Here is a 24,053-nt window from a genome sequence, read left to right as displayed (position 1 = left end):
GAGCGACGAATGAAGTCCTATTTGTGCAAATATATTCCGCCGCGTTCCGACTTTCTGGCAACGATGACCACCGATGAGGAAGAGTGGATGAAGCAGCACGGAGCATTCCTGGATGACCTGCTTGAAAAGAGGCTTATCGTCGCGCACGGCCCCGTGATGGACCCGGCTGGCGGTTATGGGGTGTCGCTCTATCGGATTGCCGATGATCTGGACATAGAGGCGATCACCTCGGAGGACCCGATCGTGAAGAATGGCGCCGGGCACTACGAACACCATCCGATGCTGCATTTGAAAACGCACGGCTAACCATTTCGACCAAACCGCATCGATGCGGCAGCGAAAGTCGCTCTCGAACGGGCCAGCTTTGCGCACGCTGGCGGGCGCGATCCTGTCGAGGTTTCTGGCGTCCATCCTGCCGAGGTGCAGGCGTCTCACATGGCGGCCTGCATCACGCCGAAACCGCAATAGCGCCCTGGTTTTCGGCTCTGTGTTCGACCCAGACATGGACCGGTTCGTCCCGGCCGCGGATGCTAACCGGTCCATGATCGCGCGCATTCAGCTGTGTCCCGAGCGATTCCGCCTTCGCGGCCTCAATCAGTCGTGACCCAAAGCAAATATTCGCCTGAAGCTCCCGGCAGAGCGCCTGCAAACGGCTGGCGACGTTGACGGTGTCGCCCACCACCGCGAAGGACAGGTTGCGCTCGCTGCCGACCGCGCCGAGGACGACGGCGCCATATTGTGCACCGATCCGAACGTCCAGCGGCGGATATCCTCTGGACACACGCTGGACATTCCAGTCTTCGATAGCGGCGATCATCGCTTCAGCGCACCGGATGGCCCGGGTTGCGTCGTCATGGCTGGCTTGCGGAACCCCGAAGGTCGCCATGATGCAATCGCCGATATAGTTGTCGACGGTGCCATGGTGGTCGAAAACGACCTGCTCCATGCGACGGTGGAACTGACGCAGTAGTTCGAACACTGCTTCGGCCGGATGATCCTCGGAATAGTGTGTGAAGCCGACGATGTCGGCGAACAGCACCGCGATATCCTGCCGGCGGACCGGGCCGAAGGGCTCGTCATCCGTGGCGAGCTGGTCGACGACATTGGGCGAAAAATGCCGGGCGAGATTGGCGCGGGCGCGCTCCGCCTTGACATAGTCTTCCGACAGATGTCGGGAACGAGAGACGACCAGCGCCATGATCGCGCCGATAATCAGCACAACCAACACATTGGTCGCCTGCGCGAACGTATCGACGAAATTGGGGTTGAGATAGAGATTCAGTCGCTCTGTCATCGGCAGCGAATAGAGGTTCGTTGCCGGAATGACGGTTCCCGCATGAAAAACCACCCATCCCACCCCGATCGTCCACGTCAAGGCCGCGAGCGCGCCGAGATAGAGCGCCAATCGTGTCGAAAGGGTCAGCGCGCCAAGGCATACGAAAATCAGCAGGAATTTGAAGCTGCCCTCGCGCAGTTGCATCGCGGCCGGCGCGACCTCGAGGGAAAACGGGTTGGGCGTTACCAGCAGAACGGTCAACAGAATGATGTCCAGCGTACCGACGAGGTAACCGATCCACCATGGCGCGTTGCGACGGCGCGCAAAGCGAAACTGGATCAGGCCGACGAGTTGGAACAGCGCGAGGCCCGCCAGCACGAAGAGCAGCGAGGCATCCCAGCGGCTGATCAAGGAAAAGAAGCAGGAGATCACGGCGAGCGATGCCGTGCGCGCCCAGAACTGCAATGCAGCACCCTGGCGTTCTGCGCGCTCCCGCAAATTTTTCAGGCGCGAATAGCGGCGAAGTTCAAGTGTTGGCGCGGTCGGCATAGGATCACTTCGATTTTGCGGGGACGGTCACGCATTCGGCAAACCCGCCCCGTACAGTCTGGCAAATCAGCGCGCGAACTCTATCATGAATGTGGCTTCATTTTTGAAGCACCTCCGGACTGGAGCGCGACAAGCTCAGCCGCCAGATGCAATCCTGCTCGGATGATGGCCCAGTCAGGCCGGCAACGGGCGGCGTCCCTTTGCCGGAGCGGTGGGCCGGTCGGACGCACCGGCATCCCTGGGGTGCGGGCCGATCGGCATGATCGCCGGAAACGGGGTTGCGCCAAAAGCAAACGTCCATTTGTAGCCGGTCAGCCCGTCTTCCGGCGTCGTGTGCTGGTCGTGATGGGCGAGCAGTTTGGCGCGCTCGGCCAGTTCCTCCGCCTCGCGCTTCACCATCTCCGCCGTCTCCGGCCGCATCCGCCTGGAGAAAGAGACGAAGGTCGCTTCCCGCTCCAGATGGGTGATCGCCCAGCCGATGAAATTCTTGTTTGTCATCTCGAATAGCGGCCTGAGCGGCCCTTCGAAATTCCACTGGATCGGTGTGTCGACCAGCAGCCGTGCCGACAGCCCGCTGCCCAATGCGATCAGGCCGATCGCTTCGAGATCGCGCAGATAAAGGAACATCGAGGCTTCGCTCAAGCCTTGCGAGCGCATGACGCCTTCGGGCGTGAACTTCTCCGACAGCATGACGAAGATGAACAGCAGCGCCGGCCGTCCCGCGAGCTTGCGCTCGATCTCCGGCGCGATGCGATTGACCGGTCCCGGCCCCCGGTTCATCGACCCCAGCACGTTTTCCAGCTCGATGCCGGCGGCAGCGCAGATCCCGATGAGACGGTCGAGCTTGCAGTTGCGCTCGTGGAAGATGCGCTTCACCGTCGGCTCGGAAATGCCCATACGCCCGGCTAGCTCACGATAGGTGACGCCCTTGGCCTTCAGCGTCCGCTTCAGCGCCTCGAAGATCAGGCCGTTCATGGAATGCACCTCTTTTCTCGCGGTTTGGTATCGCGTTTCGATACTAGCGGCAATCGCCCTTCCGGAAAAGTATCGACATCTCTAGCTCTCCGCCATCCACCACAGGAGACCTGGCCGTGAAAACCCTCATCCCCTCTATTTGTCTCGCCGCCTTCGGTATCGCGCTCGTGCCTGCGGCCGAGGCCGCCGAACTCTGGCGCGCCTCGGGCTTCGAGCAACCCGAATCGGCGCTGTTCGATGCCGCCAACAATCGCATTATCGTCTCCAACATCGTCGGCAATCCCGGGGAGGCCGACGGCAACGGCTATCTCTCGGTGCTGTCGCTGGACGGCAAGGTCGTTAGCCGGCACTGGACCGCCGGCATGGATGCACCGAAGGGCTCGGCGATCTCTGGCGGCAAGCTCTACGTCGCCGACATCACCAAGGTGCGCATCGTCGATCTCGCCAGCGGCAAGCTCATCTCGACGATCGATGTGCCCGGCGCCGTTTTCCTCAATGACGTGACATCGGACAGTTCGGGCAAGGTTTATGTCACCGACATGCTGGCCGATGCGATCTACCGCATTGACGGCGACAAGCCGGAACTGTTCGTGAAGGATGCGAAGCTCGCCGCACCCAACGGCATCTTTGCCGATCGCGATCGGCTGATCGTGGCGTCCTGGGGCAAGGGCATCAAGCCGGACTTCAGCACTGCCGCGCCCGGGGGCCTGCTGTCGGTCGATCTCGCGACGAAAGCCGTGACGCCGCTGCCTGGCGCACAAAACTTTGCCGACCTCGACGGCGTCGTCGCCATCGGCGACAGCATCTACGCCACCGCCTTCATGACCGGCACGCTCTATCGGTACAAAGTCGGCGAGGCGCCGAAGGCTGTAGAGCAGTTCAAGCCGGGCAGCGCCGATATCGGCACAGACGGCACGCGGATCTTCGTGCCGCTGATGAACGAGGGCGAGATCGCGGTGCTGAGCCTGGACTGACGGCGCACACTTGCCGGCTCAGCCAGCGGGCGCGGCTTTGAGTTGCGCCCGCGAATCCTTGATCGAGGCGGCAAAGGTCACCAGCGGCCGCTTGACGCCGTGGTTGATCAGCATGCGCCGTGTCTGCGGCGAGGCACCGGCGATGATGAAACGCACCCCTGCGCGCTTCGCCTTGTGCGCCGCGCCCTCGATGACATTGGCCGCGGTGGAATCGAAGAACGGCACCGCCGAGCAATCGAGGATGAAGTTCTTGCGCTGGTCGGCGATGCGGTCGAGCACCGTGCCGACAGTCGAGGCGGCGCCGAAGAAGAAGGCGCCGGAGATGCGATAGACGACGGTGTCGGCGTCGCTTGCCTCGCTTGCATCGTAGGCGCGGCCGCTGCTGTCGGCGACATCGTCCTGCACCAGCGGCAAATCCGCCTCCACGGCGATCGACTTGGCCATGCGGTCGATGAACAGGATCGAGCCTAGCGCGAAGCCGACGACGATGCCTTCGGTGAGATCGCGGAAGACGACGATCAGGAAGGTTGCCATCAGCACCAGGGCGTCGCCGCGCGAAGCGCGCAGCAACGTGGCGAAGGCCTGCTTCTCGAACATGTTCCAGCAGACAACCGCCAGCACCCCGGCAAGGGCGGCAAGCGGGATGTAGCTCGCCATTGGTGCGGCCACCAGCATGAAGACCAGCAGAAAAAGCGAATGCAGCATGCCGGAAACCGGCCCATGCGCGCCGGCCCGCACATTGGTGGCGGTGCGGGCGATGGTGCCGGTGGTGCAGATGCCGCCGAACAGGGCAGACGCGATGTTGGCAAAGCCTTGCGCCACCAGTTCGCAATTGGAACGGTGACGCCGCCCGGTCATGCCATCGGCGACCACGGCCGAGAGCAGCGATTCGATGGCGCCGAGCAGCGCAAAAGCCACCGCATCCGGCAGCACCGCAAGCGCCTTGTCGAGGTTGAGTGCCGGCAGTGCCGGCAACGGCAGGCTGCGCGGAATGCCGCCATAGCGGGTGCCGATCGTTTCCGCCGGCAGCGAAAGCAGCGCCACGACAAGGGAGGCCAGTCCGACGGCGATCAGCATGCCCGGCCAGCCGGGCCGCCAGCGCTTCACCCCGACGATGGTGGCGATGGTCAGCGCCGCCACCAGCGTTGCCGAGATATTGAGCGTGCCGGCCGCGTGGCCGATCGCCATCAGCTTCGGCAGCAGCGGCCCGGGCTCCGGCCCGGCAAGCCTCAGCCCGAACAGTTCGACGATCTGGCCGGAGAAGATGATGACTGCGATGCCGGCGGTGAAGCCGACCGTCACCGGGTAAGGGATGAATTTGATATAGGTTCCGAGCCGGAGATAGCCGATGGCGAGCAGGAAAATGCCGGCCATCATCGTCGCCAGCAGCAGTCCGTCGACGCCTTCGCGCTGCACCGTCGCCGCCACCAGCACGATGAAGGCGCCGGCCGGGCCGCCGATCTGGAAGCGGCTGCCGCCGAGCGCCGAGACGATGAAGCCGCCGACAATGGCCGTGAACAGGCCGCGCTCCGGCGTCACGCCCGAAGCAATCGCAATCGCCATCGACAGCGGCAACGCGACAATAGCGACGGTCAGCCCGGCCATGAAGTCGGCCTTGAACTGCGGCAGGCGGTAACCTTCGCGCCAGACCGTCACCAGCTTGGGCGTGAACAGCTCTGAAAATGTCGGCTTTGCCGACTTCTGGGCCGGTTGATGCACTGCCCGCCGGATCTGATCCATGGACTGCCTTCCGCTTGCGTGAAGGCGGCGGGATCGTCGGCAGGACTGTCGGCGGTCGCCGTCGCGACTATATGCCGGCTCAGCCTTGCGGGTTCGGCGGCGCGACCGGCTTGAGGCGCACGCCCCGGCCGCCGCGCTCGCTGGTCTGGTTCTCGCCGATGAGCTCCACCCCGGCCTCGTCGAGAGCCTGGATAACCTTCATCAGCGTATCGACCACACCCCTGACCACGCCGTCACTCGCTTCCATGCGCTGGATTGTCGGAAGCGAAACGCCGGCACGCTCGGCGAGCGTCTTCTGATCGATGCCGGCCAGCGCCCTCGCGGCGCGCATCTGGGCGGCAGTGATCATCGGTCGGAACCCCCGTCTGAGTCTGCGGAGACGACGTGTAATACAATCATAGTGATGTTTCAACCATCATAAAGCATGCATGAAACATGATCTCTCCACAAAGCCGGATGGCGGGATACGGGATGAGCATGCTACGCTACCGCCTTGGCTCTTACTGGCGGGGAAATATCAGTTGAATATTTTCAGGACCTTGACGACGTCGGCAGCCTTGCTGTCGGCGGTTTTTCTGCTGGCAGGCTGCGGACACGGGCTGATCAACCGGCTGATTTGAATGTCGCTCCGGATCGTCAGTCTTCGGGCTCGTTGCCATCGGCCACCGCCTTGTTCCGCTGCAGCATTCGCGCCGCCAGCCAGCACAGCGTCGCCCAGGTGAAGCCGGCGCACCATCCCGCCAGCACGTCGGAAGGCCAGTGGACGCCGAGATAGACGCGGCTGACGCCGACCAGCAGCGTTACCAGCACCGCCAGGCTGAGGACATAGATTTTCGTCGTTCGTCCCGGCAGGAAGCGCGCTGCGAGCGAGCCTAGCGTGAGATAGGTCACCGCCGACAGCATCGCGTGGCCGCTGGGAAACGACAGCGACGTCTCGTTGGCCAGGTGCGAGACAAGATCGGGGCGCGGCCGGTCGATGCCGGCCTTGAGCAAGGTCGACAGCAGCTGCCCGCCGGCCACCGCGACAAAGATCAGCAGCGCCGTCCTCGGCCTACGGATCAGCAGGAGGTAGACGATCACCGCCGTTACGATCAGCACCAGCACGCTGGAGCTGCCGAGGCTGGTGATGTCGCGCATCGCGCCTTCCAGCCATGCCGGGCCGACGGGAACATCCGGCTGACCCACTTTTCGGAAAGCGAGCAGGATCTCAGTATCGAAAGCGTGCGGCGTGGTGGCCCGCGCCACCTCCATCAGTTCCTCGAAGCCCCACAGCCCGGCGGCTATCACCAGCCCGGCCAGCAGCACCGGAAATTCAAGCCAGTTGGTGAACGCACGCGGGGTCTTCATCGGATTACAGTCGCCCCTGCAGGTAAGGCCCGAGCGAGATCAGCACCACCGCCGCGATGGCCAGCACGATGCCGGTCGCCTGCAAGGCATTGACGCGTTCGCCGAAGAACACCAGCGCCACCACATTGACCGCCACCAGCTGGATCACCGCCGACAGACTGAACGACACCGACATGCCGAACTCACGAACCAGCCGCAGCATCATCAGATTGCCCGCCGTATAGAGCGCCAGTGTCAGCACGATCTTGCCAAGGCTTGGCGCCAGCCCCCATTGCTTGGCCGCGATGGCCGCCAGCAGGAAGATCACCGTCGAAATGACGAGCTGCGCCAGTCCCCAGAAACTCACTTTTGTGCCTCGCTGTCCTTTGTGGCAGCTCTTGTTTCGCAAGCGTGGCGGCACGTCAAGCAGACTGCGGCGGAACAGGCCACGGCCGAGGTGCTGAATGAATGGCAGCGCGATCGCGGTCTGACTGCCACGCTCGGTCGGATTCGTGCAAACCCAGGCAGCTGCGCTCAAGCATTGGAAAAGAATGGACTTTTAAACATGGCGCCCTACCTCTTCTGGAGGAGAGTGCCATGCCAAAGTCCGTCTATGACCGTGGCCTGCTGAAACCCGACGACATCGCCAGGCTGCAACGCGTGTTCGACGAAGCCTGCCGCAGGCGCGACGTGCATCCCGATTCGGCGGAGGCGCGGGAGATCGCGCTGAACCTGCTTGCGCTGCACAATGCCGGCATGGTCGAGGAAGATATGCTTATGGAAACCGTGGGTTTCCGCCGGTTGGAGCCGAAATCAGCCTGAGGCCCGCAAGGCGGCCTGGAGCGATTCCAGGAAAAGTGTGAAGCGGTTTTCCGTCCGGAATTGCGTAAAAATAAAGGCCTAGGAGCGGTTCGCCGTTTCCGTGAAACGGTGAAACGCTCTAGCCGGCGCGCTGCACGACGGCCACATTCATCTCTGCCCGCAGCCTGAAGCCGATGGATTCGTACAATCCAACCGCGTTGGCATTGCTGGCATAGGCATGCAGGTAGGGAACTTCGCCGCGCGCAAAAATTCGGTTGGCCACGAACACCGACAGCAGCCGGCCGAGGCCGCTGCCGCGAAATTCGGGATGCGAGCAGACGCCGCTGAGTTCGCTGTAGCCGGGCTGCTTCATGCGCTCGCCGGCCATCGCCGCCAGCCGGTCGTCGATTTTCACGCCCCAGAACTCGCCGAGGCTCAGCGCCTTGAGCGTGAACGGGCCGGGCTTGGTCAGTGACGCCAAAGCAAGCATCTCGGCCGCGTCGTCCTGCGTCAGCTGCTGCACACGCTCGTCCGACACGGAAGGCAATGGCGCCTCGGCAACCATCTGAACGCCGAAGGCGGTCACGGTCGCGGTCAGTTCCGGCGGCAAGGCAACGGGGTCCGCCTGGAGCATGAACACGCTCTCACCTGCAGGAATGAGGCTTGCGAGCGCCTGCAGACTCTCAGCGTCGTCTGCCCCGGAAGCCGCGAAGGGGACGATCGAGGAGGGATAGCGCCTGGCGAGCCTGTCGCCATACGCAAAGATCCGATGCCGCGTGTCGAGCGCGCTCCAGACCGGACGATCGAGGACATGGCTCATGGCGCGACATCCTGTTTCACACGGCGGTCGAGCGGGGCCGCCGCCAGGCCGTCCTCCATTGCCGAGAGTTGTTCGAGAAGCGGCCCTGCAAGGCCTTTGCACAAGTCGGCAACGGCGTTCTCGATGCGCGGCCAAACGTCCCGCTTCGCCTTATCGACCAGGCGCTGGCCGTTCGCGGTCAGCGAGATCATCCTGCGGCGCTGGTCGTCGTTCGATGGCGCGGCCTCGACCAGCCCCAACTCGGCCAGCAGCGCCACGCTGCGCGTCACCCCCGGCTGGGTGATCCCCAGTGACTGCGCCAGTTCGCCGACAGGCAGCGGCCCAAGCCGGTCGAGCGCGGCCAGCAGAGGATACTGGCTGGACTGCACCGGCACCTCCAGCCCATCGAGCATGCGCTGCGTATCGGCCTGCAACTGCTCGCCGATGCGCTTCAGCCTGCTGCCGAGGGTGAGGTAGCCAAGGGATCGAATGATGTCTTCCATGGGTGGTCCGTCTCCTGGATAACCATAACATGTTATATAACGATGCAATGAACGAGTTCAAGCGCCTGCTTTGGAGGTTGGCCGCAAGCATCTCAACTTCGTCGTCCTTGGGCGAAGCAGGAGCGAAGCTCCGTCGCGGAGACCCAGGGATCATGCCTTGGCCGTGGAAGCAGCGGAGCAGAACCTGCAACGCAGCGTAGTTCAGAAGTCACGGCATGGATCCTCGGGTCTGCGCCGTCGCTACGCTCCTTGCTTCGCCCGTGGATGACGACGGGATCGGCGTTTCAGCCAATCGCCAGGATATTCGATCCGTCTTGCAGATGCGTTGAACCACAGTCCGCGCCATAGCAGCAGCCCGAAGTGCGCGGTGGTTCTCCGTCCAGAAGCGCTCGTCTACAACCCCTTGGCGATCTGACGGGCAATCGCTTCGGCCTGCAGGCCGGCGCTGTGAAAATAGCTGGTCAGGCTTGGCCGCATGCCGATGAACCACAGGCCGGGCTGGCCGCTCGGGGTGCCGCCATTGGCCTTCGGCACGCCCTTGGCGTCGAGCACGCCGAGATCGCCCAGCATGGCCTCCAGGCCGGTGCGATAGCCGGTTGCCGCGATCACCACATCCGGCTCGAGCACCGTGCCGTCGTTCAGCCGCACGCCGGCGCCTTCGAAAGCCGCCACCGGCGCCACCACCGAAATCCATCCGGCCTTCAGCGCGGCAACCGCGCCGTCGTCAACGGCGATCGCGATCTGCTCGACGCCGAGCCGGCTGGCGCCGCCTTTCGGCGCCGGCGGCAGGCCGAAGCGGGCGAGGTCGCCGAACACCAGCCGCTGCGTCGCGGCAATCGCGGCATCGGCAATCCACGTCGGCAGCATCGCCATGAAACCGCCGAAGCGCGCCACGGCGACCTTGCCGATCCGTTTCGGCATCAGCGACGGACCCTGCCTGGCTGACAACCAGATGGCCTTGGTGTCGGCACGGGCGAGGTGGTTGAGCACGTCGAAGCCGGAATTTCCGGCCCCGACCACCAGCACGCTTTTGCCCACATAGTCCTGTGCTGTGCCGAAATCGGCGGCGTGGCTAAGTTTGCCGGTGAAAGTCGCCTTGCCTTGCCAGTCCGGCGTCCATGGCAAGCGGTCGCGGCCGGTGGCGACGATGACATTGCGGGCGCTCAGCGTTTCCCGGCCCGTATGGACGAGCCATCCATTGCCTCTGCGTTCGATCCGCTCGACGGCGGTGCCGAATTCGACCCTTATGCCGCGCGCGCGGGCAAAATCCTCGAGATAACCGATGATGGCATCCTTGTTCGGAAAGGCGGCGGTGCGGGGCGGATAGGCAAGGCCGGGCAGGGTCGACAGCGCGCGATGCGTGTTTAGGGTCAGCTTCTCGTGCCGCCGTCGCCACGGTTCGGCGATCCGCGGCTCCTTTTCAAGCACGACGACCCGCACGCCGCGCCGGCCAAGCGCGTCGGCGGCCGCCAGCCCCGCCGCTCCGGCGCCGATGACGATAACCGTATAGTCGGGTCCTTTCGGCCCCAGGACGATAGGCATCGTTTCGCTTGTCGTAGCCGCCATTCGGTCGAGATTTCCTTTCAGGTGCGCCATGGGGACCCGTCCTATATGGCACGTCCCATATGGCACAGGGGCGATATGATCGATAATGAGGTCGCGTCAATGCGACTGATTCGAGGCCTTGGGGGCAAGCCTCTGTTTATCATCGGCACGCGGAAGCTCGACCATGCCCTCCTTGCGCATCTTTCTCGACAGACTGCTGGAGGGCGCCGCAGCCAAGGTGCCGCGCCAGGATTTTTCGCATGTCGAGCGGCTGGCGCTTGTCCGCCAGCACGGCGACTTCTCGCTGGCCTATTCGACCGCCGTGCAGCAAAAACTGTCCTATTTCGGCGACGCCGACGGCTACATCGCCTTCGGCACCAAGATGAAGCACCATTTCGCGCTCGGTGACCCGGTGGCCCATCCGGCCGATCGGCCCGACTATATCAGGCGCTTTGTCGAAGCCGCCGACAGCCCGTGGTTCGTGCAGATCGGCGAACCGACGGCGCGCGTTCTGGCCGGGCTCGGCTACCAGGTCAACCGTCTCGGCGTCGACACGCGGCTGGAACTGCCGGCTCACGATTTTTCCGGCAAGCGCAACGAAACCGTGCGGTATTCCGAACGCTGGCTGTTGAAGAAGGGGTTTTCCTTTGGCGAAGGAGCGGTCTATCTCGACGAGGTCCAGCGCCTGTCACAGAACTGGCGGGCCGACCGCATCGTCAAGCGGTGGGAGATGGCGTTCCTCAACCGCCCCTTTGCCGATCATCTCGGCATCGATATGCGCCGTTTCGTGCTCTACAGCCCGGAAGGCGAGCTCGTCGCTCTGCTCGATTTCGATCCGATGTTCCGGGATGGCAAGGTGATCGGCTACACCACCTCGTTCAAGCGCAAGCACATCGATGCCTCGCCGCATGCCGAAATCGGGCTGACCAAATTCGCCGTCGACCGGTTTCGCAATGAGGGCATTTCGGTCGTCACGCTCGGCCTGTCGCCGATGCTCGAGGTCGGAGCCAACGGCTTTGCCGAATCGAGCTTCTGGCGCAACGCCTTCGCGCGGGCCTATGAGTCGCCCTGGGTCAACCGCAGCAAGTTCAACCTCAAGGGCCAGGCGGCGTTCAAGCGCCGCTTCCACGGCATCGAGGAACCGACCTACATCGCCTTCCGCCAAGGCAGGCTGATCGAGATGCTGGGGTTGCTGCGCCTCATCAAGGCGATCTAGCAAGAACCGTGGCGGCCAACGTGGCCAATTTGCCCTCAGCAAAACTGTTGATTTGACCGGCGCACGGGCGATCGCCTATTTGCATGTCGCTCAAAAGTGGTCCCGATTTGAGCAAACGACATGCATAAAAACAAAGACCTAATGCGCGTCGCCTGAGTCCGTTCAAACGCGACGCGCTTTAGAGCGGCAGGGTCAGTTGCGCAGCCGGTAGCCGGTGCGGAAGATCCAGGCGACGATGGCGATGCAGATGGCGAGGAACACCGTCGTCATGCCCAGGCTGACGGCGACCGAGACATCGGACTTGCCGTAAAAGCTCCAGCGGAAACCGCTGATCAGGTAGACGACCGGGTTGAACAGCGTCACCGTGCGCCAGGTCTCGGGCAGCATGTTGATCGAATAGAAGCTGCCGCCGAGGAAGGTCAGCGGCGTGATGATCAACAGCGGCACCAGCTGCAATTGCTCGAAGCTTTTCGCCCAGATGCCGATGATGAAGCCGAACAGGCTGAAGGTCACCGCCGTCAAGACAAGGAAGGCCAGCATCCAGAACGGATGCTGGATGGTGAGCGGCACGAACAGCGAGGCCGTCGCCAGGATGATCAAGCCGAGGATGATCGACTTGGTCGCGGCGCCGCCGACATAGGCGATGACGATCTCCAGATACGACACCGGCGCCGACAAGAGCTCGTAGATGGAGCCGACGAATTTCGGGAAATAGATGGCAAAGGAGGCGTTGGAGATCGACTGCGTCAACAGCGACAGCATGATCAGGCCGGGCACGATGAAGGCGCCGTAGCTGATGCCGTCAATCTCGGTGATGCGCGAGCCGATGGCCGAGCCGAAGACGACGAAATAAAGCGATGTCGAGATCACCGGCGAGACGATGCTCTGCAGCACGGTGCGGAACGCACGCGCCATCTCGACCCGGTAGATCGCCCATACTGCTCGCCAATTCATGGCTCTTGCCTCAACAGATTGACGAAGATCTCCTCGAGCGAGCTGTTTTGCGTGTCCATGTCGCGAAACTGGATGCCGGCCGTCTCGAGTTCGCGCAGCAGCGATGCGACGCCGGGGCGTTCGCTCTGGTTGTCATAGGTGTAGGTCAGCTGTGTGCCATCGCCCGACAGCTCCAAGGCGTAGTGCGAGAATGCATCGGGAATGGCGGTGAGCGGGTTGCGCAATTCCACGATCAGGCGCTTGCGGCCGAGCTTGCGCATCAGTTCGGCCTTGCCCTCGACCAGGATGATCTCGCCGCGGTTGATGACACCGACACGGTCGGCCATCGCCTCGGCCTCTTCGATATAGTGCGTTGTGAGGATGATGGTGACGCCATCGTCGCGCAGCCGCCGCACCATCGCCCACATGTCCTGGCGCAGTTCGACGTCGACGCCGGCCGTGGGTTCGTCGAGGAACAGGATGCGCGGCTCATGTGACAGCGCCTTTGCAATCATCAGCCGCCGCTTCATGCCGCCCGACAGCGTGATCGCCTTGGCGTCCTTCTTGTCCCACAACGACAGGTCGCGCAGCACCTTTTCGACGAAGCCCGGATTGGGCGCCTTGCCAAACAGGCCGCGGCTGTAGGTGACGGTTGCCCAGACGCTCTCGAACGCATCGATGGTCAACTCCTGCGGCACCAGCCCGATCAGGCTGCGCGCGGCGCGGTAGTCTCGGTTGATGTCGTGGCCGTCGACGGTCACCGTTCCCGACGAACGGTTGACGATGCCGCAGACGATCGAGATCAGCGTCGTCTTGCCGGCGCCGTTCGGCCCCAGCAGCGCGAAAATCTCGCCGCGTTCGATGTCGAGGTTGATTTCCTTCAGCGCCTTGAAGCCGGTGGCGTAGGTCTTGGTGACCCCGGCAATCGAAATGATGGAAGGCAAATTCGTGGAAGACATGAGGCCGAAAACGACTGTTTGAAAGAGGCGGGGATTATTATTGCGCTGAATGTCGGTGTGCAGGCTCGGAAGTCAATGCCGCTGCTGACAATTGTGGACAAACGTTCCCCTTTTGCCGTTTCGTCATGGGGTGTCGGGGCGCTGACGGTTTGATACGATCTGCTGCGACAACGCGCCCCGCGTGACGCCAAGCCGCTTTGACCGGACCGCATCCGCCGCCTATTCTGCGCCAACAAACAGCAGCCGGAGCCCGCATGGACCCGCTCATCCTGTCGCGAATGCAGTTCGGGGCGAATATCTCGTTCCACATCCTGTTTCCGACCATCACGATTGCGCTTGGCTGGGTGCTGCTGTTCTTCAAGCTCCGCTACAACGCCACCAATGATTCCGCCTGGATGCGCGCCTATTTCACCTGGGTAAAGGTGTTCGCGCTGTCCTTCGCCATGGGCGTGGTCTCGGGCGTCACCATGAGCTTCCAGTTCGGCACCAACTGGCCGGGCTATATGGAGCATGTAGGCAACATCGCCGGGCCGCTGCTTGCCTACGAGATCCTCACCGCCTTCTTCCTCGAAGCGGCCTTCCTCGGCATCATGCTGTTCGGCTTCCGCCGCGTCTCCAACCGCGTCCACACGCTGGCGACGGTATTGGTCGCCGGCGGCACCACGCTGTCGGCCTTCTGGATCATTGCGCTCAATTCCTGGATGCAGACGCCGGCCGGCTTCGAGATGATCGACGGCAAGGCGCATCCCGTCGACTGGTGGGCGATCGTCTTCAACCCGTCCATGCCCTACCGTCTGACGCATATGCTGCTTGCCTCCGGCCTGACGGTGTCGTTCCTGATCGCCGGCCTGTCGGCGCTGCGCTACCTCACCGGCGACCGGTCGGAATCGATGTGGAAGGCGCTGCGCACCGGCGTCTTCACCGCCGCCATCCTGATCCCGATCCAGATCTTCGCCGGCGACCAGCACGGGCTGAATACGCTGGAGCACCAGCCGCAGAAGATCGCCGCCATGGAGGCGAACTGGAACACCGGCCCCAACGTGCCGCTGGTGCTGTTTGCGCTGCCCGACGAGGCGGCGAAGGAAAACAAATTCGAGATCGCCATTCCCGACGGCGCCAGCCTGGTGCTGCGCCATTCCACCAGCGGTATCGTGCCGGGGCTCAACGACTATCCCGGCCTGCATCCGCCGGTCTTCCCGGTGTTCTGGGGCTTCCGCATCATGGTCGGCACCGGCATTTTGATGCTCATCGTCTCGTGGTCGGCGACCTTCTTCCTCAAGCGCCGCCACAGCCTGCCGAGGCCGCTGGCCATGCTGATGGTGCCGATGGCGCTCTCCGGCTGGCTGGCGACGCTGGCCGGCTGGTACACCACCGAAATCGGCCGCCAGCCCTGGCTGGTCACCGGCGTGCTGAAAACCGCCGACGCTATCGGCCCGGTCGCCGGCAGCCATGTCGCGCTGACGCTCTCCATCTATCTTATCCTCTATGTGCTTTTGCTGATCGCCTATCTCGGCGTGCTGGTGCACCTGGCGCTGAAGGCCGCCAAGGACGGCGATACCTCGCCGCTGCCGGGGGTGATGAAGACGGCCATGTCGCAACCGGCCGCGGGAGAGTGAGGAATGGTCCGCGTAGCCGACGAAAAGCCAACGATTCGGCTTTTCGAATGACGAACGCCCGGAGCCATAGCGAAGGGCAGAACCGTTGATGAGAGGGATGACAGACCGATGAGCTTCGACTGGCCAACCGCGCTGCCCCTGATCTTCGCCGGCCTGATGGGCCTCGCCATCCTGATCTACGTCATTCTCGACGGTTTCGATCTCGGCATCGGCATCCTGTTCTCGGTCGCCGAAGATGCCGAGCAGGACACCATGATCGCGGCAATAGGCCCGTTCTGGGATGCCAACGAGACCTGGCTGGTGCTGGCCGTCGGCCTGCTCCTGGTCGCCTTCCCGCTGGCGCATGGCGTCATCCTCACCGCGCTCTACATTCCGGTCTTCGTGCTTTTGGTCGGCCTCATCCTGCGCGGCGTCGCCTTCGATTTCCGCGCCAAGGTGCCGGCCGGCAAGAAGCATCGCTGGAACCGCATTTTCTTCCTCGGTTCCGTCATCGCCTCGGTGGCGCAAGGCTATATGCTCGGCGTCTATGTGCTTGGCCTCGATGTCGGTTTTGGTGGCATCGCTTTCGGCGCGCTGGTGGCGCTCTGCCTGTCGGCGGCCTATGCAGCGATGGGCGCGGCCTGGGTCATCTACAAGACCGAGGGCGAATTGCAGAGGAAGGCGGTGGCCTGGCTGCGGACAGCCCTGGTGCTGACCGCGCTCGGCATGGCGGCGGTGTCGCTGGCGACCCCATTCGCCAGCCCGCGCATCTTCGCCAAATGGTTCGTCTGGCCCGAAATGCTCTATCTGTCGCCGCTGCCGATCCTGTCGGCGCTGCTGTTCATGTGGCTGTGGCGGCAGACCTTCCACCTGCCCAAGCCCGACGACCGCCATGCGCTGCGGCCGTTCCTGACGCTCGCCACCATCTTCGCGCTCGGCTTTGCCGGGCTTGCCTGGTCGTTCTATCCTTTCGTGGTGCCCGACAGGCTGACCATCTGGCAGGCGGCGTCGGCGACGGAAAGCCTGGCCATCATCCTCGCCGGCACGGTCGTCGTGTTGCCGGTGATCATCTTCTATTCGTTCTATGCGTATCGGGTGTTCGGCGGGAAGGCGACGGATCTGACGTATGATTGAAGGGCTCTCTAATCGCGGTTTGCGCGAGGCACCCCCCTCTGGCCTGCCGGCCATCTCCCCCTCAAGGGGGGAGATCAGCTACTCACTGCGGCCTTCGCCAACCTTGCAAGATGAGCACCGTCAGCGACGCTGCCAATCTCCCCCCTTGAGGGGGAGATGCCCGGAAGGGCAGAGGGGGGTGCTGTCCCGCTGGCGTCTCAGGTAGGGCGTCGCCGCTCTCTGCGTCCGGCCAAGTCCTATCGCCCCTCAGCTCTTCCCCGCCAGCACCAGCACCGGCTTCTCGCTATACAACCCCGGGAACAGCGCCTTCAAATTCGCCACCTTGGGCAGGTCGTTGTAGACGATGTAGGGGTAGGTCGGGTTCAGCGTCAGAAAGTCCTGGTGATATTCCTCGGCCGGATAGAAGGTTTTGCCCGTCTCCAACGTGGTGACGATGGGTTTTGAAAACACCTTGGCCTGGTCGAGCTGGGCGATGTAGCTCTGGGCGATCTTCTGCTGCTCGTCATTCTCGGCAAAGATGGTCGAGCGGTACTGGGTGCCCGAGTCCGGGCCCTGGAAGTTCAACTGCGTCGGGTTGTGGGCGACCGAGAAATAGACCTGCAGCAGCTGGCCATAGGTCACCTTGGACGGATCGTAGGTGATCTCGACCGATTCGGCGTGGCCGGTGCGGCCGCTGCCCACCGTTTCGTAGACGGCGTCATCCTTGGCGCCGCCGGTGTAGCCGGAGACGGCCTTGGTCACGCCCTTGACGTGCTGGAACACGCCCTGCACGCCCCAGAAGCAGCCGCCGGCGAAGATAGCCTTCTCGCTGCCGCTGGCGGCCTTCTCGTCCACTGCCGGCGGCGGGATCACCACCGCGTCCTCGGCCGAGCGCGCCGGGCTCTGCCAGAAGGCGGCCGCGGCGGCGGCGACGATGAGCGCGGCAAGCGCGCTCTTGAAGATCGGCGTTCTCGTCCTTGCAATGCCGGTCATGTCTGATCTCCTTGATGGTGGCGAAGACTATACGACAGAACGTCCCGCCTGGTTTCTCAAATTGCCGTGCGCCGGCCCGGCCACTGTGCGGCCGGGCCATGGAACCCAGCCTTATTGCGCGGGCGCCATGGCGTCCGCCGGCTTCATCGCATCCGTTGCGGGTTTCATGGCATCGGCCGGCTTCATGGCGTCGGTGGCGGGTTTCATTGCATTCGTCGCCATCGGATCGGCTGGCTTCATGGCATCGGTCGCCGGCGCCATGGCATCGGTCGCGGGCTTCATCGCATCGGTTGCCATCGCCGGCTTCATGGCGCTGGTCGCTTCGTCCCCGCGGGCGCCGGAGGCGAAGGCGGTCATCGAAAGCGCAAAAGCGAGCGCGGTCAGGGTCTTGGTCATGATGGTATTTCCTCCTTGAAGAGGGCGCGCGGATGCGAGCCCGGTTATGCCGCGCTAGCGGCGTTGCGTAGAAAAAGAATCAGTCGGCGGCTGCAGCCAGGATCGGCCCACCACCCGGCGACTGCACCAGCACCGCGGTGCTCAGCCCGCCGCTTGCCGCCGGCAGCGGCAGTGTGGTGGCGTCGCCGCTCCAGCTGCCGAGTTTCTCCAGCGAGTGCACGACATTGGCATGCGGCAGCGTGCGCCCGGTATTCTCGCCGCGCGCCACCGGCACTTCGACGACGCCCTTGTTGTAGCGGACCAGCCAGACATCAGCGCGGCCGGCCGGCGCGGAACCGACGCCGATGCTGATCTTGCCGCCGTCGAGCGACAGCGTCGGCCCGTTCGTGTGACCGCTCGCGGAAATCAGCTGCTCGATCTCGCCTGATGCCGCGCCCACCGCATCGGCACCGCCATTGACCACCACCTGCGGCGTGAACGGGCCGGAACGGCCGAGCGACGGCTCATAGCGCACCTGGCGCTGGGTGAATTCCTCGCGGCCGAAAATGTCCTTCCAGCCGAGATAGTCCCAGTAGGTGACGTTGAACGACAGCGCCAGAACACCCGGCTCGTCCTTGACCTTGATCAGGTTGGCATTGGCCGGCGGGCAAGACGAACAGCCCTGGCTGGTGAACAATTCGACCACGGTGAGCGGCTGGGCGAAGGCGGTGCCGCCAAGCATCATCAGCGCGGCGCCTACGGCAGCCAGCATGCCGGCGCGTTTTGGGTTGGATCCAGTCATTGGGGGTCTCCGTTGCGGCGGGTTCTTCCCACACTTCGCCGCTGCCAGAGGCTTCGTTACATGGTTCACCGCTTCGTGATTGGGGGCGGACGCGTCGTTGCCTTCTCCTCTTGTGGGAGAAGGTGGATCGGCGCGAAGCGCCGAGACGGATGAGGGGTGTTCCAGCGGAGTGAGACGTTGGTTAATCTAACGTCATGCCACATCAGCCCGTCGCTCCTGCCAAACGAAACTTTGCCCGTTCGCTCCGACGTGAAATGACGGAGGCGGAAGACAAACTGTGGCACGAACTACGTGACCGCAGGCTCGATCGGATCAAATTTCGGCGCCAAGTTCCTGTTGGAAAATACGTCGCCGATTTCGCTTGTCTTGAATCACTCCTCATCATCGAGATCGATGGGAGTCAGCATGCGGACTCAGAGTCAGACCAGGCCCGTAGAACGGAACTGGAGGCGAGAGGCTTTCGTGTGTTGCGCTTTTGGAACGACGATGTCCTGAAAGACATGGACAGCGTCTGCACCACGATAATCGCTTATGTAAGGGATGTCAGTTTGCAGCCATGGCGGTGAAAGAACGCCGGCGTCAAGCTGGAACACCCCTCATCCGTCTCGGCGCTGCGCGCCGATCCACCTTCTCCCACAAGGGGAGAAGGCAAGGGCACCGCCACCCCGCTTGCCCCTGCAACCCGCCCCTGCTAAAGCCGCCCCATCATGAGCACGCCTCTCGACCACATCCGCAATTTCTCCATCGTCGCCCATATCGACCATGGCAAATCCACGCTTGCCGACCGGCTGATCCAGTCGACCGGTGGGCTGGAGCTGCGCGACATGAAGGAGCAGGTGCTGGACTCGATGGACATCGAGCGCGAGCGCGGCATCACCATCAAGGCGCAGACCGTGCGGCTGAAATACCGCGCCAACAATGGCGAGGACTATATCCTCAACCTCATCGACACGCCCGGCCATGTCGACTTCGCCTATGAAGTGTCGCGGTCGCTCGCCGCCTGCGAAGGTTCGCTGCTGGTCGTCGACGCCTCGCAAGGCGTCGAGGCGCAGACGCTGGCCAATGTCTACCAGGCCATCGACAACAACCACGAGATCGTCGTGGTGCTGAACAAGGTCGACCTGCCGGCCGCCGAGCCCGAGCGCATCCGCGAGCAGGTCGAGGAGGTCATCGGCATCGACGCCTCCAACGCCGTGCTGATCTCGGCCAAGACCGGCCTTGGCATTCCCGATGTGCTGGAAGCCATCGTCCACCAATTGCCGCCGCCGCGCGAGGGCGATGCCTCAGCACCGCTCAAAGCCATGCTGGTCGACAGCTGGTACGACGCCTATCTCGGCGTCATCGTGCTGGTGCGCATCATCGATGGGGTGCTGAAAAAGGGCGCGACCATCCGCATGATGGGCACTGGCGCCAAGCATCTGGTCGAGCGCACCGGCGTGTTCACGCCGGCCCGCATCAATGTCGACGAGCTTGGCCCCGGCGAGTTCGGCTTCTTCACCGGCTCGATCAAGGAAGTGGCCGACACCCGCGTCGGCGACACCATCACCGAGGACAAGCGCCAGACGGCGCATGCGCTGCCCGGCTTCAAGCCGGCGCAGCCGGTGGTGTTCTGCGGCCTGTTCCCGGTCGACGCCGCCGATTTCGAGGATCTGCGCGCCGCCGTCGGCAAATTGCGCCTCAACGACGCCAGCTTCTCCTATGAAATGGAAACCAGTGCCGCGCTCGGTTTCGGCTACCGCTGCGGCTTCCTTGGCCTGCTGCATCTCGAAATCATCCAGGAGCGGCTGGAGCGCGAGTTCAACCTCGACCTGATTGCCACCGCGCCGAGCGTCGTCTACCGGCTGCTGCTCAATGACGGCTCGGTTAAGGAATTGCACAACCCCGCCGACATGCCCGACGTCGTGAAGATTTCGGCCATCGAGGAGCCGTGGATCCGCGCCACTATCCTGACCCCCGACGACTATCTCGGCGGCATTCTAAAACTCTGCCAGGACCGGCGCGGCATCCAGGCCGACCTGTCCTATGTCGGCAAGCGCGCCATGCTGATCTACGACCTGCCGCTCAACGAGGTCGTCTTCGACTTCTATGACCGGCTGAAGTCGATCTCCAAGGGCTACGCCTCCTTCGACTATCATCTGACCGACTACAAGGAAGGCGACCTGGTGAAAATGTCGATCCTGGTCAATGAGGAGCCGGTCGACGCGCTGTCCATGCTGGTCCACCGCACCGCGGCGGAAAAGCGCGGCCGCCAGATGTGCGAGAAGCTGAAGGAGCTGATCCCGAACCACCTCTTCAAGATCCCGATCCAGGCCGCCATCGGCGGCAAGGTCATCGCCCGCGAAACCATCTCGGCGCTGCGCAAGGACGTGACCGCGAAGTGCTACGGCGGCGACGTGAGCCGCAAGCGCAAGCTGCTGGACAAGCAGAAAGAGGGCAAGAAGCGGATGCGGCAGTTCGGCAAGGTGGATATTCCGCAGGAGGCGTTTATCCAGGCCTTGAAGATGGGGGATTGAGAAGCCGGTTGGCGCGCAAAGCCCGCCAAGTCATCGATCCAGTGAATCGATGACAGGCTTCGAAAGCGGGGGAGCTGCCGGAGGCAGCGGGCCCCCCGCCAGCGCGACACTGAAGCTGCGCGGTGAGATACTTTCCGGGCAGCGGCGCGGTATGGCTTCCGGCGCTGCGACGATTCTTCTTTCGAAATTGCAGTAATTTTCTCGATCCCATCGAAACGTGCGAATATCAGCCGATGGGACGAACAGAGCGCGCTGCGCAAGCAATTTGGGTTGCGCTCTAGTTAGAGCATGCAGCAAACGGCCACCAACTCTCTTCCCATTCGCTGTAAATACTGTAATAAGCGAGTCAAGCACGTGTCGTGCTAGTTGAGCCGCGAAGCTTCACCATGCAGTTGATGTCGCAAGCATCGTCGCCCCTCGCAAACGCCGTCTCCCTAGGGAGACCCTGACTTAGCGCGGCCCAACCCCGCAAGGGTTTAAAAGATGGAAGATGCAATAAGACGTGCAATCGAATTTCAATCCAAGAAATTGCTAAAGAAAGAAGAGCGAAGCCGCTTTGCGGATAGGAAGTATCAGCGAAAACATAAGCTAAGAACTGGCACTCCTGGACAAACAGGGGTATACCGCGAGCCGCGAATCTGGGGCGTGGCTCCGCATTTCAATCCTAAATATTGCTTAGCTCATTCAAAATTTCTGGCTCGTGTTATCTGGCTGAAGATTCGAGAGCGGACATATCAGCCGCAACCAGCCGTCAGATACAAGATCGCTAAGGATTCTGGTGGCTTCCGCGAGATAATGGTTTTCGCCATCCCAGACGCAGCCATCGCGAACCTCTTCTACAGGAAACTTCGGGATAAAAACAGAAATCTATTTTCCCCGTTTAGCTATGCGTATATGAAAGACCGAGGTCTTTTCGATGCCGTTATTCAGCTGAACTCATATTTGACCGGGTCAACCAAATACATTATTCAATTCGACTTTGCAAAATATTTCGATAGTATAGATCATAAATATATTGAACACCTGTTCAGCGTTTTGAATTTTAACATTTCAGACACCGAAAAATACGTACTTAGAGCATTTTTGCAACATCCTATCCATGATGCGAAACACTACGCGGCTGGTCCGCCGGAGATTCGGCAGATAGGTGTCCCCCAAGGCTCCTCACTGTCTCTTTTTCTCGCGAATCTAGCAGGCCACGAGTTGGATCGGCGCCTTGAGGCGACCAACGGCCAATTTGTGAGATTTGCTGACGACATCGTTGCGGTTACTAACAACCACGATGACGCACTCAAAATTTTAAAGGCCTTTGAGGAACACTGTAGATATTCCGGCATCACAATTAATCACCAAAAGTCTCCAGGGATCTCGCTGATGTCGTCAGATATACGTTCGGAGCGCAGATCGTTTTTTGTGAACGACGGTGATGGCGATGACATTATGATCCTCAGCGATTTCGATTGCATCGGGCACAAGTTTTCAAACAATAAGGTGGAAATCTCCACGAGAGGATTTAAAAGAACGAAAAGGCGGATAAGCAAGATTTTGTATATACATCTGTTGTACAGTTTGAAATCTCTCGGGACGATGGATGTATCGCGCGTCATAGGGAAACATTTCGACTGGGATTTGGTGACGTGTGTCAATGAAATACGCAAATTCATTTATGGGGGGATTACCCAAAGTGAGCTTGCCGGATTCCTTAGTGGCAATAGCAAATTGGGAAAGATGCGGGGGTTCATTGGCTTTTGTCCGCTTATGGATTCAATCGAGCGGTTCCAAGAACTTGATGGTTGGCTTGTTAATGTTATGAGAAGGGCTCTCGCTGAGAGATATCGGTTGGTTGACGCCTTACTGAAGAAGTCCGGTAAAAGTCCGCTTTCGAAGAAAGTCCCGAGTCAAGGGGCGTTGATCTCGGGCGATTGGTACGATGGCCCATCGAAGTTGGAGTTGGAACTCGGACTGCCTAGCTTTGTGATGGCTTGGAGGGCCGCGAGAAAGAAGTACAAGCAATATGGCTTGGATGATTTTGAAAGCCCGAGATACTACTCTCATGCATCGGACTTTCCTGCTGTCCTAGATCACTACGACGCCTGACGACAAAGGTCGTCGGCTGAGAGCGCGGTAGCCAACTGCACGCTCCGACACCACCCTCCGTTTGGGCTCACTTCGCCCTACGTCCGCATCAAGCATGACCTTCCAGATCGCCCGCGCTTTCGGCGACGCATTCGGCGTGTCGGCGATCTGACGCTTCTTGAGACAGGGCTTGGTAGTTCTACAGGCCCGATGATTGTCCGACGCTCTCCGCTTTGACGCTATCCTGCGCTCCTCGTTGGAGAAGCCACATTTTAAAACACCCCATCCCAGAGTATCTTTCTCGCCAGCTCGGGGGAAACATCACATGCGCACCACTCTCGACACCGTCGCCGCAATCGGTCTCGCCATCGGTGGCGCCTTCGGCCTCGCCGGCACCTTCGTCGCCAGCGCCCCACTGCGTGAAACACTATGGAGATCGACGGCGTGGCCGCTCGTAGTGGTGGCCGCGCTGCTGACCATGAATACCAAGGGCTGGGCAATGACTGCGTCGCGGCCGGATTCCTCCCCTTTCTTGCCGGCGAGAGCTTGCTCATGGCCGGCAATGCGGCGGGGCTGGAGGCCAGCGTGCCTTGCTATGTCGGCGGCATCTCGCTGTGAGCAGCGACGCTCGTCTTGATAGGCGCGTCGAACAACCTTTGCGCTGTGGATGCGGCTCACCGGCGCGCCATCCTGTTTGTCGTGACCGTGCCATGGTGCTGTGGGGCGCCGTTGCTGCCCACCTCGGCGCCGCTGCCCCGCCGCCGGCTATCCGTTCCTGGTTCTGACTTTTGCCGGCTGGATTTGGACGTTGCTGAAGACGCCGAGGTGATTGACGCGATCTGGCGGCTGGCGCCGCATGTGAAGTGGGGCAGTAGGGGGCGTAGGGTATCACGAGGCCGCCCCCTCATCCGGCCGCTTCGCGGCCACCTTCTCCCGGCTGGGGAGAAGAGGCGAGCACCAGCGCCGAGCGAGCTCCTCTCCCCTCGGGGA

25 protein-coding genes are annotated in these 24,053 nt (G+C 62.1%); 11 read left to right on the top strand and 14 right to left on the bottom strand.

The features are described 5' to 3' along the window. Positions 1-9: 9 nt before the first annotated feature. Positions 10-306: a YciI family protein gene (locus tag ACYG97_RS23840; RefSeq protein ID WP_023703852.1), complete on the top strand. Its 297-nt coding sequence runs from the start codon at positions 10-12 to the stop codon at positions 304-306. 142 nt (positions 307-448) lie between these two features. Here ACYG97_RS23840 and ACYG97_RS23835 read toward each other — a convergent pair whose 3' ends face one another. After that, on the bottom strand, positions 449-1,825 hold the full coding sequence (locus tag ACYG97_RS23835; protein WP_023673280.1) for an adenylate/guanylate cyclase domain-containing protein: 1,377 nt from the start codon (positions 1,823-1,825) through the stop codon (positions 449-451). 174 nt (positions 1,826-1,999) lie between these two features. Then, positions 2,000-2,800: a helix-turn-helix domain-containing protein gene (locus ACYG97_RS23830; RefSeq protein WP_023732786.1), complete on the bottom strand. Its 801-nt coding sequence runs from the start codon at positions 2,798-2,800 to the stop codon at positions 2,000-2,002. Positions 2,801-2,916: 116 nt separating this feature from the next. Between ACYG97_RS23830 and ACYG97_RS23825 the strand changes: the two genes are divergently transcribed. Next, positions 2,917-3,774: an NHL repeat-containing protein gene (locus ACYG97_RS23825; RefSeq protein ID WP_023692976.1), complete on the top strand. Its 858-nt coding sequence runs from the start codon at positions 2,917-2,919 to the stop codon at positions 3,772-3,774. Positions 3,775-3,792: 18 nt separating this feature from the next. On the opposite strand, the gene ACYG97_RS23820 is transcribed toward ACYG97_RS23825, so the two are convergent. Beyond that, positions 3,793-5,514 carry a SulP family inorganic anion transporter gene (locus tag ACYG97_RS23820; protein ID WP_023692975.1) on the bottom strand — a complete coding sequence of 574 codons (1,722 nt, stop codon included), beginning with the start codon at positions 5,512-5,514 and terminating at the stop codon, positions 3,793-3,795. Positions 5,515-5,593: 79 nt separating this feature from the next. Next, complete coding sequence (locus tag ACYG97_RS23815) at positions 5,594-5,863, bottom strand: helix-turn-helix domain-containing protein (protein ID WP_023673276.1); 270 nt, start codon at positions 5,861-5,863, stop codon at positions 5,594-5,596. Positions 5,864-5,942: 79 nt separating this feature from the next. On the opposite strand from ACYG97_RS23815, the gene ACYG97_RS23810 reads away from it, so the two are divergent. Then, on the top strand, positions 5,943-6,134 hold the full coding sequence (locus ACYG97_RS23810; RefSeq protein ID WP_023755330.1) for a hypothetical protein: 192 nt from the start codon (positions 5,943-5,945) through the stop codon (positions 6,132-6,134). A gap of 16 nt (positions 6,135-6,150) precedes the next feature. Here the strand turns inward: ACYG97_RS23810 and ACYG97_RS23805 are convergent, their stop codons facing one another. Both ACYG97_RS23805 and ACYG97_RS23800 read right to left on the bottom strand, forming a co-directional pair. Continuing rightward, the gene (locus ACYG97_RS23805) at positions 6,151-6,861 is read right to left on the bottom strand and encodes a phosphatase PAP2 family protein (protein ID WP_023687516.1); all 711 of its coding nucleotides are present in this window, start codon (positions 6,859-6,861) and stop codon (positions 6,151-6,153) included. A 4-nt stretch (positions 6,862-6,865) separates the two neighbouring features. Beyond that, positions 6,866-7,207: a hypothetical protein gene (locus tag ACYG97_RS23800; RefSeq protein WP_023681268.1), complete on the bottom strand. Its 342-nt coding sequence runs from the start codon at positions 7,205-7,207 to the stop codon at positions 6,866-6,868. 230 nt (positions 7,208-7,437) lie between these two features. Between ACYG97_RS23800 and ACYG97_RS23795 the strand changes: the two genes are divergently transcribed. Beyond that, entirely contained in the window at positions 7,438-7,662 is a 225-nt protein-coding gene (locus ACYG97_RS23795) for a hypothetical protein (RefSeq protein WP_023673272.1), read from the top strand. 118 nt (positions 7,663-7,780) lie between these two features. Here the strand turns inward: ACYG97_RS23795 and ACYG97_RS23790 are convergent, their stop codons facing one another. From ACYG97_RS23790 to ACYG97_RS23780, 3 genes are all read right to left on the bottom strand, one after another. Next, positions 7,781-8,461, bottom strand: coding sequence for a GNAT family N-acetyltransferase (locus ACYG97_RS23790; protein ID WP_023732788.1), 681 nt, complete (start codon positions 8,459-8,461; stop codon positions 7,781-7,783). Next, the gene (locus ACYG97_RS23785) at positions 8,458-8,943 is read right to left on the bottom strand and encodes a MarR family winged helix-turn-helix transcriptional regulator (protein ID WP_023687520.1); all 486 of its coding nucleotides are present in this window, start codon (positions 8,941-8,943) and stop codon (positions 8,458-8,460) included. Before ACYG97_RS23785 ends, ACYG97_RS23790 begins: the two co-directional genes overlap by 4 nt. A 393-nt stretch (positions 8,944-9,336) precedes the next feature. Further along, the gene (locus ACYG97_RS23780; protein WP_156932432.1) at positions 9,337-10,539 is read right to left on the bottom strand and encodes an NAD(P)-binding domain-containing protein; all 1,203 of its coding nucleotides are present in this window, start codon (positions 10,537-10,539) and stop codon (positions 9,337-9,339) included. A gap of 133 nt (positions 10,540-10,672) precedes the next feature. Between ACYG97_RS23780 and ACYG97_RS23775 the strand changes: the two genes are divergently transcribed. After that, positions 10,673-11,704 carry a phosphatidylglycerol lysyltransferase domain-containing protein gene (locus tag ACYG97_RS23775; RefSeq protein WP_023703862.1) on the top strand — a complete coding sequence of 344 codons (1,032 nt, stop codon included), beginning with the start codon at positions 10,673-10,675 and terminating at the stop codon, positions 11,702-11,704. Between the two features lie 192 nt (positions 11,705-11,896). On the opposite strand, the gene ACYG97_RS23770 is transcribed toward ACYG97_RS23775, so the two are convergent. Both ACYG97_RS23770 and ACYG97_RS23765 read right to left on the bottom strand, forming a co-directional pair. Beyond that, entirely contained in the window at positions 11,897-12,658 is a 762-nt protein-coding gene (locus ACYG97_RS23770; protein ID WP_023703863.1) for an ABC transporter permease, read from the bottom strand. Next, positions 12,655-13,581 (bottom strand): ABC transporter ATP-binding protein, encoded by a 927-nt coding sequence (locus ACYG97_RS23765; RefSeq protein ID WP_023696074.1) that lies wholly within the window; start codon positions 13,579-13,581, stop codon positions 12,655-12,657. The genes ACYG97_RS23770 and ACYG97_RS23765 overlap by 4 nt, the downstream gene beginning before the upstream one ends. A gap of 269 nt (positions 13,582-13,850) precedes the next feature. Between ACYG97_RS23765 and ACYG97_RS23760 the strand changes: the two genes are divergently transcribed. Together ACYG97_RS23760 and ACYG97_RS23755 are read left to right on the top strand one after the other, a co-directional pair. Continuing rightward, the gene (locus tag ACYG97_RS23760; protein WP_023732790.1) at positions 13,851-15,212 is read left to right on the top strand and encodes a cytochrome ubiquinol oxidase subunit I; all 1,362 of its coding nucleotides are present in this window, start codon (positions 13,851-13,853) and stop codon (positions 15,210-15,212) included. Positions 15,213-15,320: 108 nt separating this feature from the next. Beyond that, the gene (locus ACYG97_RS23755) at positions 15,321-16,325 is read left to right on the top strand and encodes a cytochrome d ubiquinol oxidase subunit II (protein WP_023732791.1); all 1,005 of its coding nucleotides are present in this window, start codon (positions 15,321-15,323) and stop codon (positions 16,323-16,325) included. 246 nt (positions 16,326-16,571) lie between these two features. On the opposite strand, the gene msrA is transcribed toward ACYG97_RS23755, so the two are convergent. The 3 genes from msrA to ACYG97_RS23740 all read right to left on the bottom strand — a co-directional run bounded on the left by msrA (position 16,572) and on the right by ACYG97_RS23740 (position 18,474). Next, on the bottom strand, positions 16,572-17,297 hold the full coding sequence (gene msrA, locus ACYG97_RS23750; RefSeq protein WP_023732792.1) for a peptide-methionine (S)-S-oxide reductase MsrA: 726 nt from the start codon (positions 17,295-17,297) through the stop codon (positions 16,572-16,574). 111 nt (positions 17,298-17,408) lie between these two features. Continuing rightward, positions 17,409-17,693, bottom strand: a complete 285-nt coding sequence (locus ACYG97_RS23745; protein WP_023732793.1) for a hypothetical protein — start codon at positions 17,691-17,693, stop codon at positions 17,409-17,411. 79 nt (positions 17,694-17,772) lie between these two features. Then, complete coding sequence (locus ACYG97_RS23740) at positions 17,773-18,474, bottom strand: DUF1223 domain-containing protein (protein ID WP_023732794.1); 702 nt, start codon at positions 18,472-18,474, stop codon at positions 17,773-17,775. 194 nt (positions 18,475-18,668) lie between these two features. On the opposite strand from ACYG97_RS23740, the gene ACYG97_RS23735 reads away from it, so the two are divergent. From ACYG97_RS23735 to ACYG97_RS23720, 4 genes are all read left to right on the top strand, one after another. Next, positions 18,669-19,040, top strand: a complete 372-nt coding sequence (locus ACYG97_RS23735) for an endonuclease domain-containing protein (RefSeq protein ID WP_023681256.1) — start codon at positions 18,669-18,671, stop codon at positions 19,038-19,040. A gap of 141 nt (positions 19,041-19,181) precedes the next feature. Next, complete coding sequence (gene lepA / locus ACYG97_RS23730; RefSeq protein ID WP_023673259.1) at positions 19,182-20,987, top strand: translation elongation factor 4; 1,806 nt, start codon at positions 19,182-19,184, stop codon at positions 20,985-20,987. A gap of 483 nt (positions 20,988-21,470) precedes the next feature. After that, the gene (locus tag ACYG97_RS23725; RefSeq protein ID WP_084023690.1) at positions 21,471-23,084 is read left to right on the top strand and encodes a reverse transcriptase domain-containing protein; all 1,614 of its coding nucleotides are present in this window, start codon (positions 21,471-21,473) and stop codon (positions 23,082-23,084) included. Positions 23,085-23,492: 408 nt separating this feature from the next. Then, complete coding sequence (locus tag ACYG97_RS23720; RefSeq protein WP_023732796.1) at positions 23,493-23,681, top strand: hypothetical protein; 189 nt, start codon at positions 23,493-23,495, stop codon at positions 23,679-23,681. The last annotated feature ends 372 nt before the right edge of the window (positions 23,682-24,053 follow it).

It is taken from the genome of Mesorhizobium sp. W067 (assembly GCF_054719525.1).
This window is presented reverse-complemented; position numbering and strand designations above follow the sequence as displayed.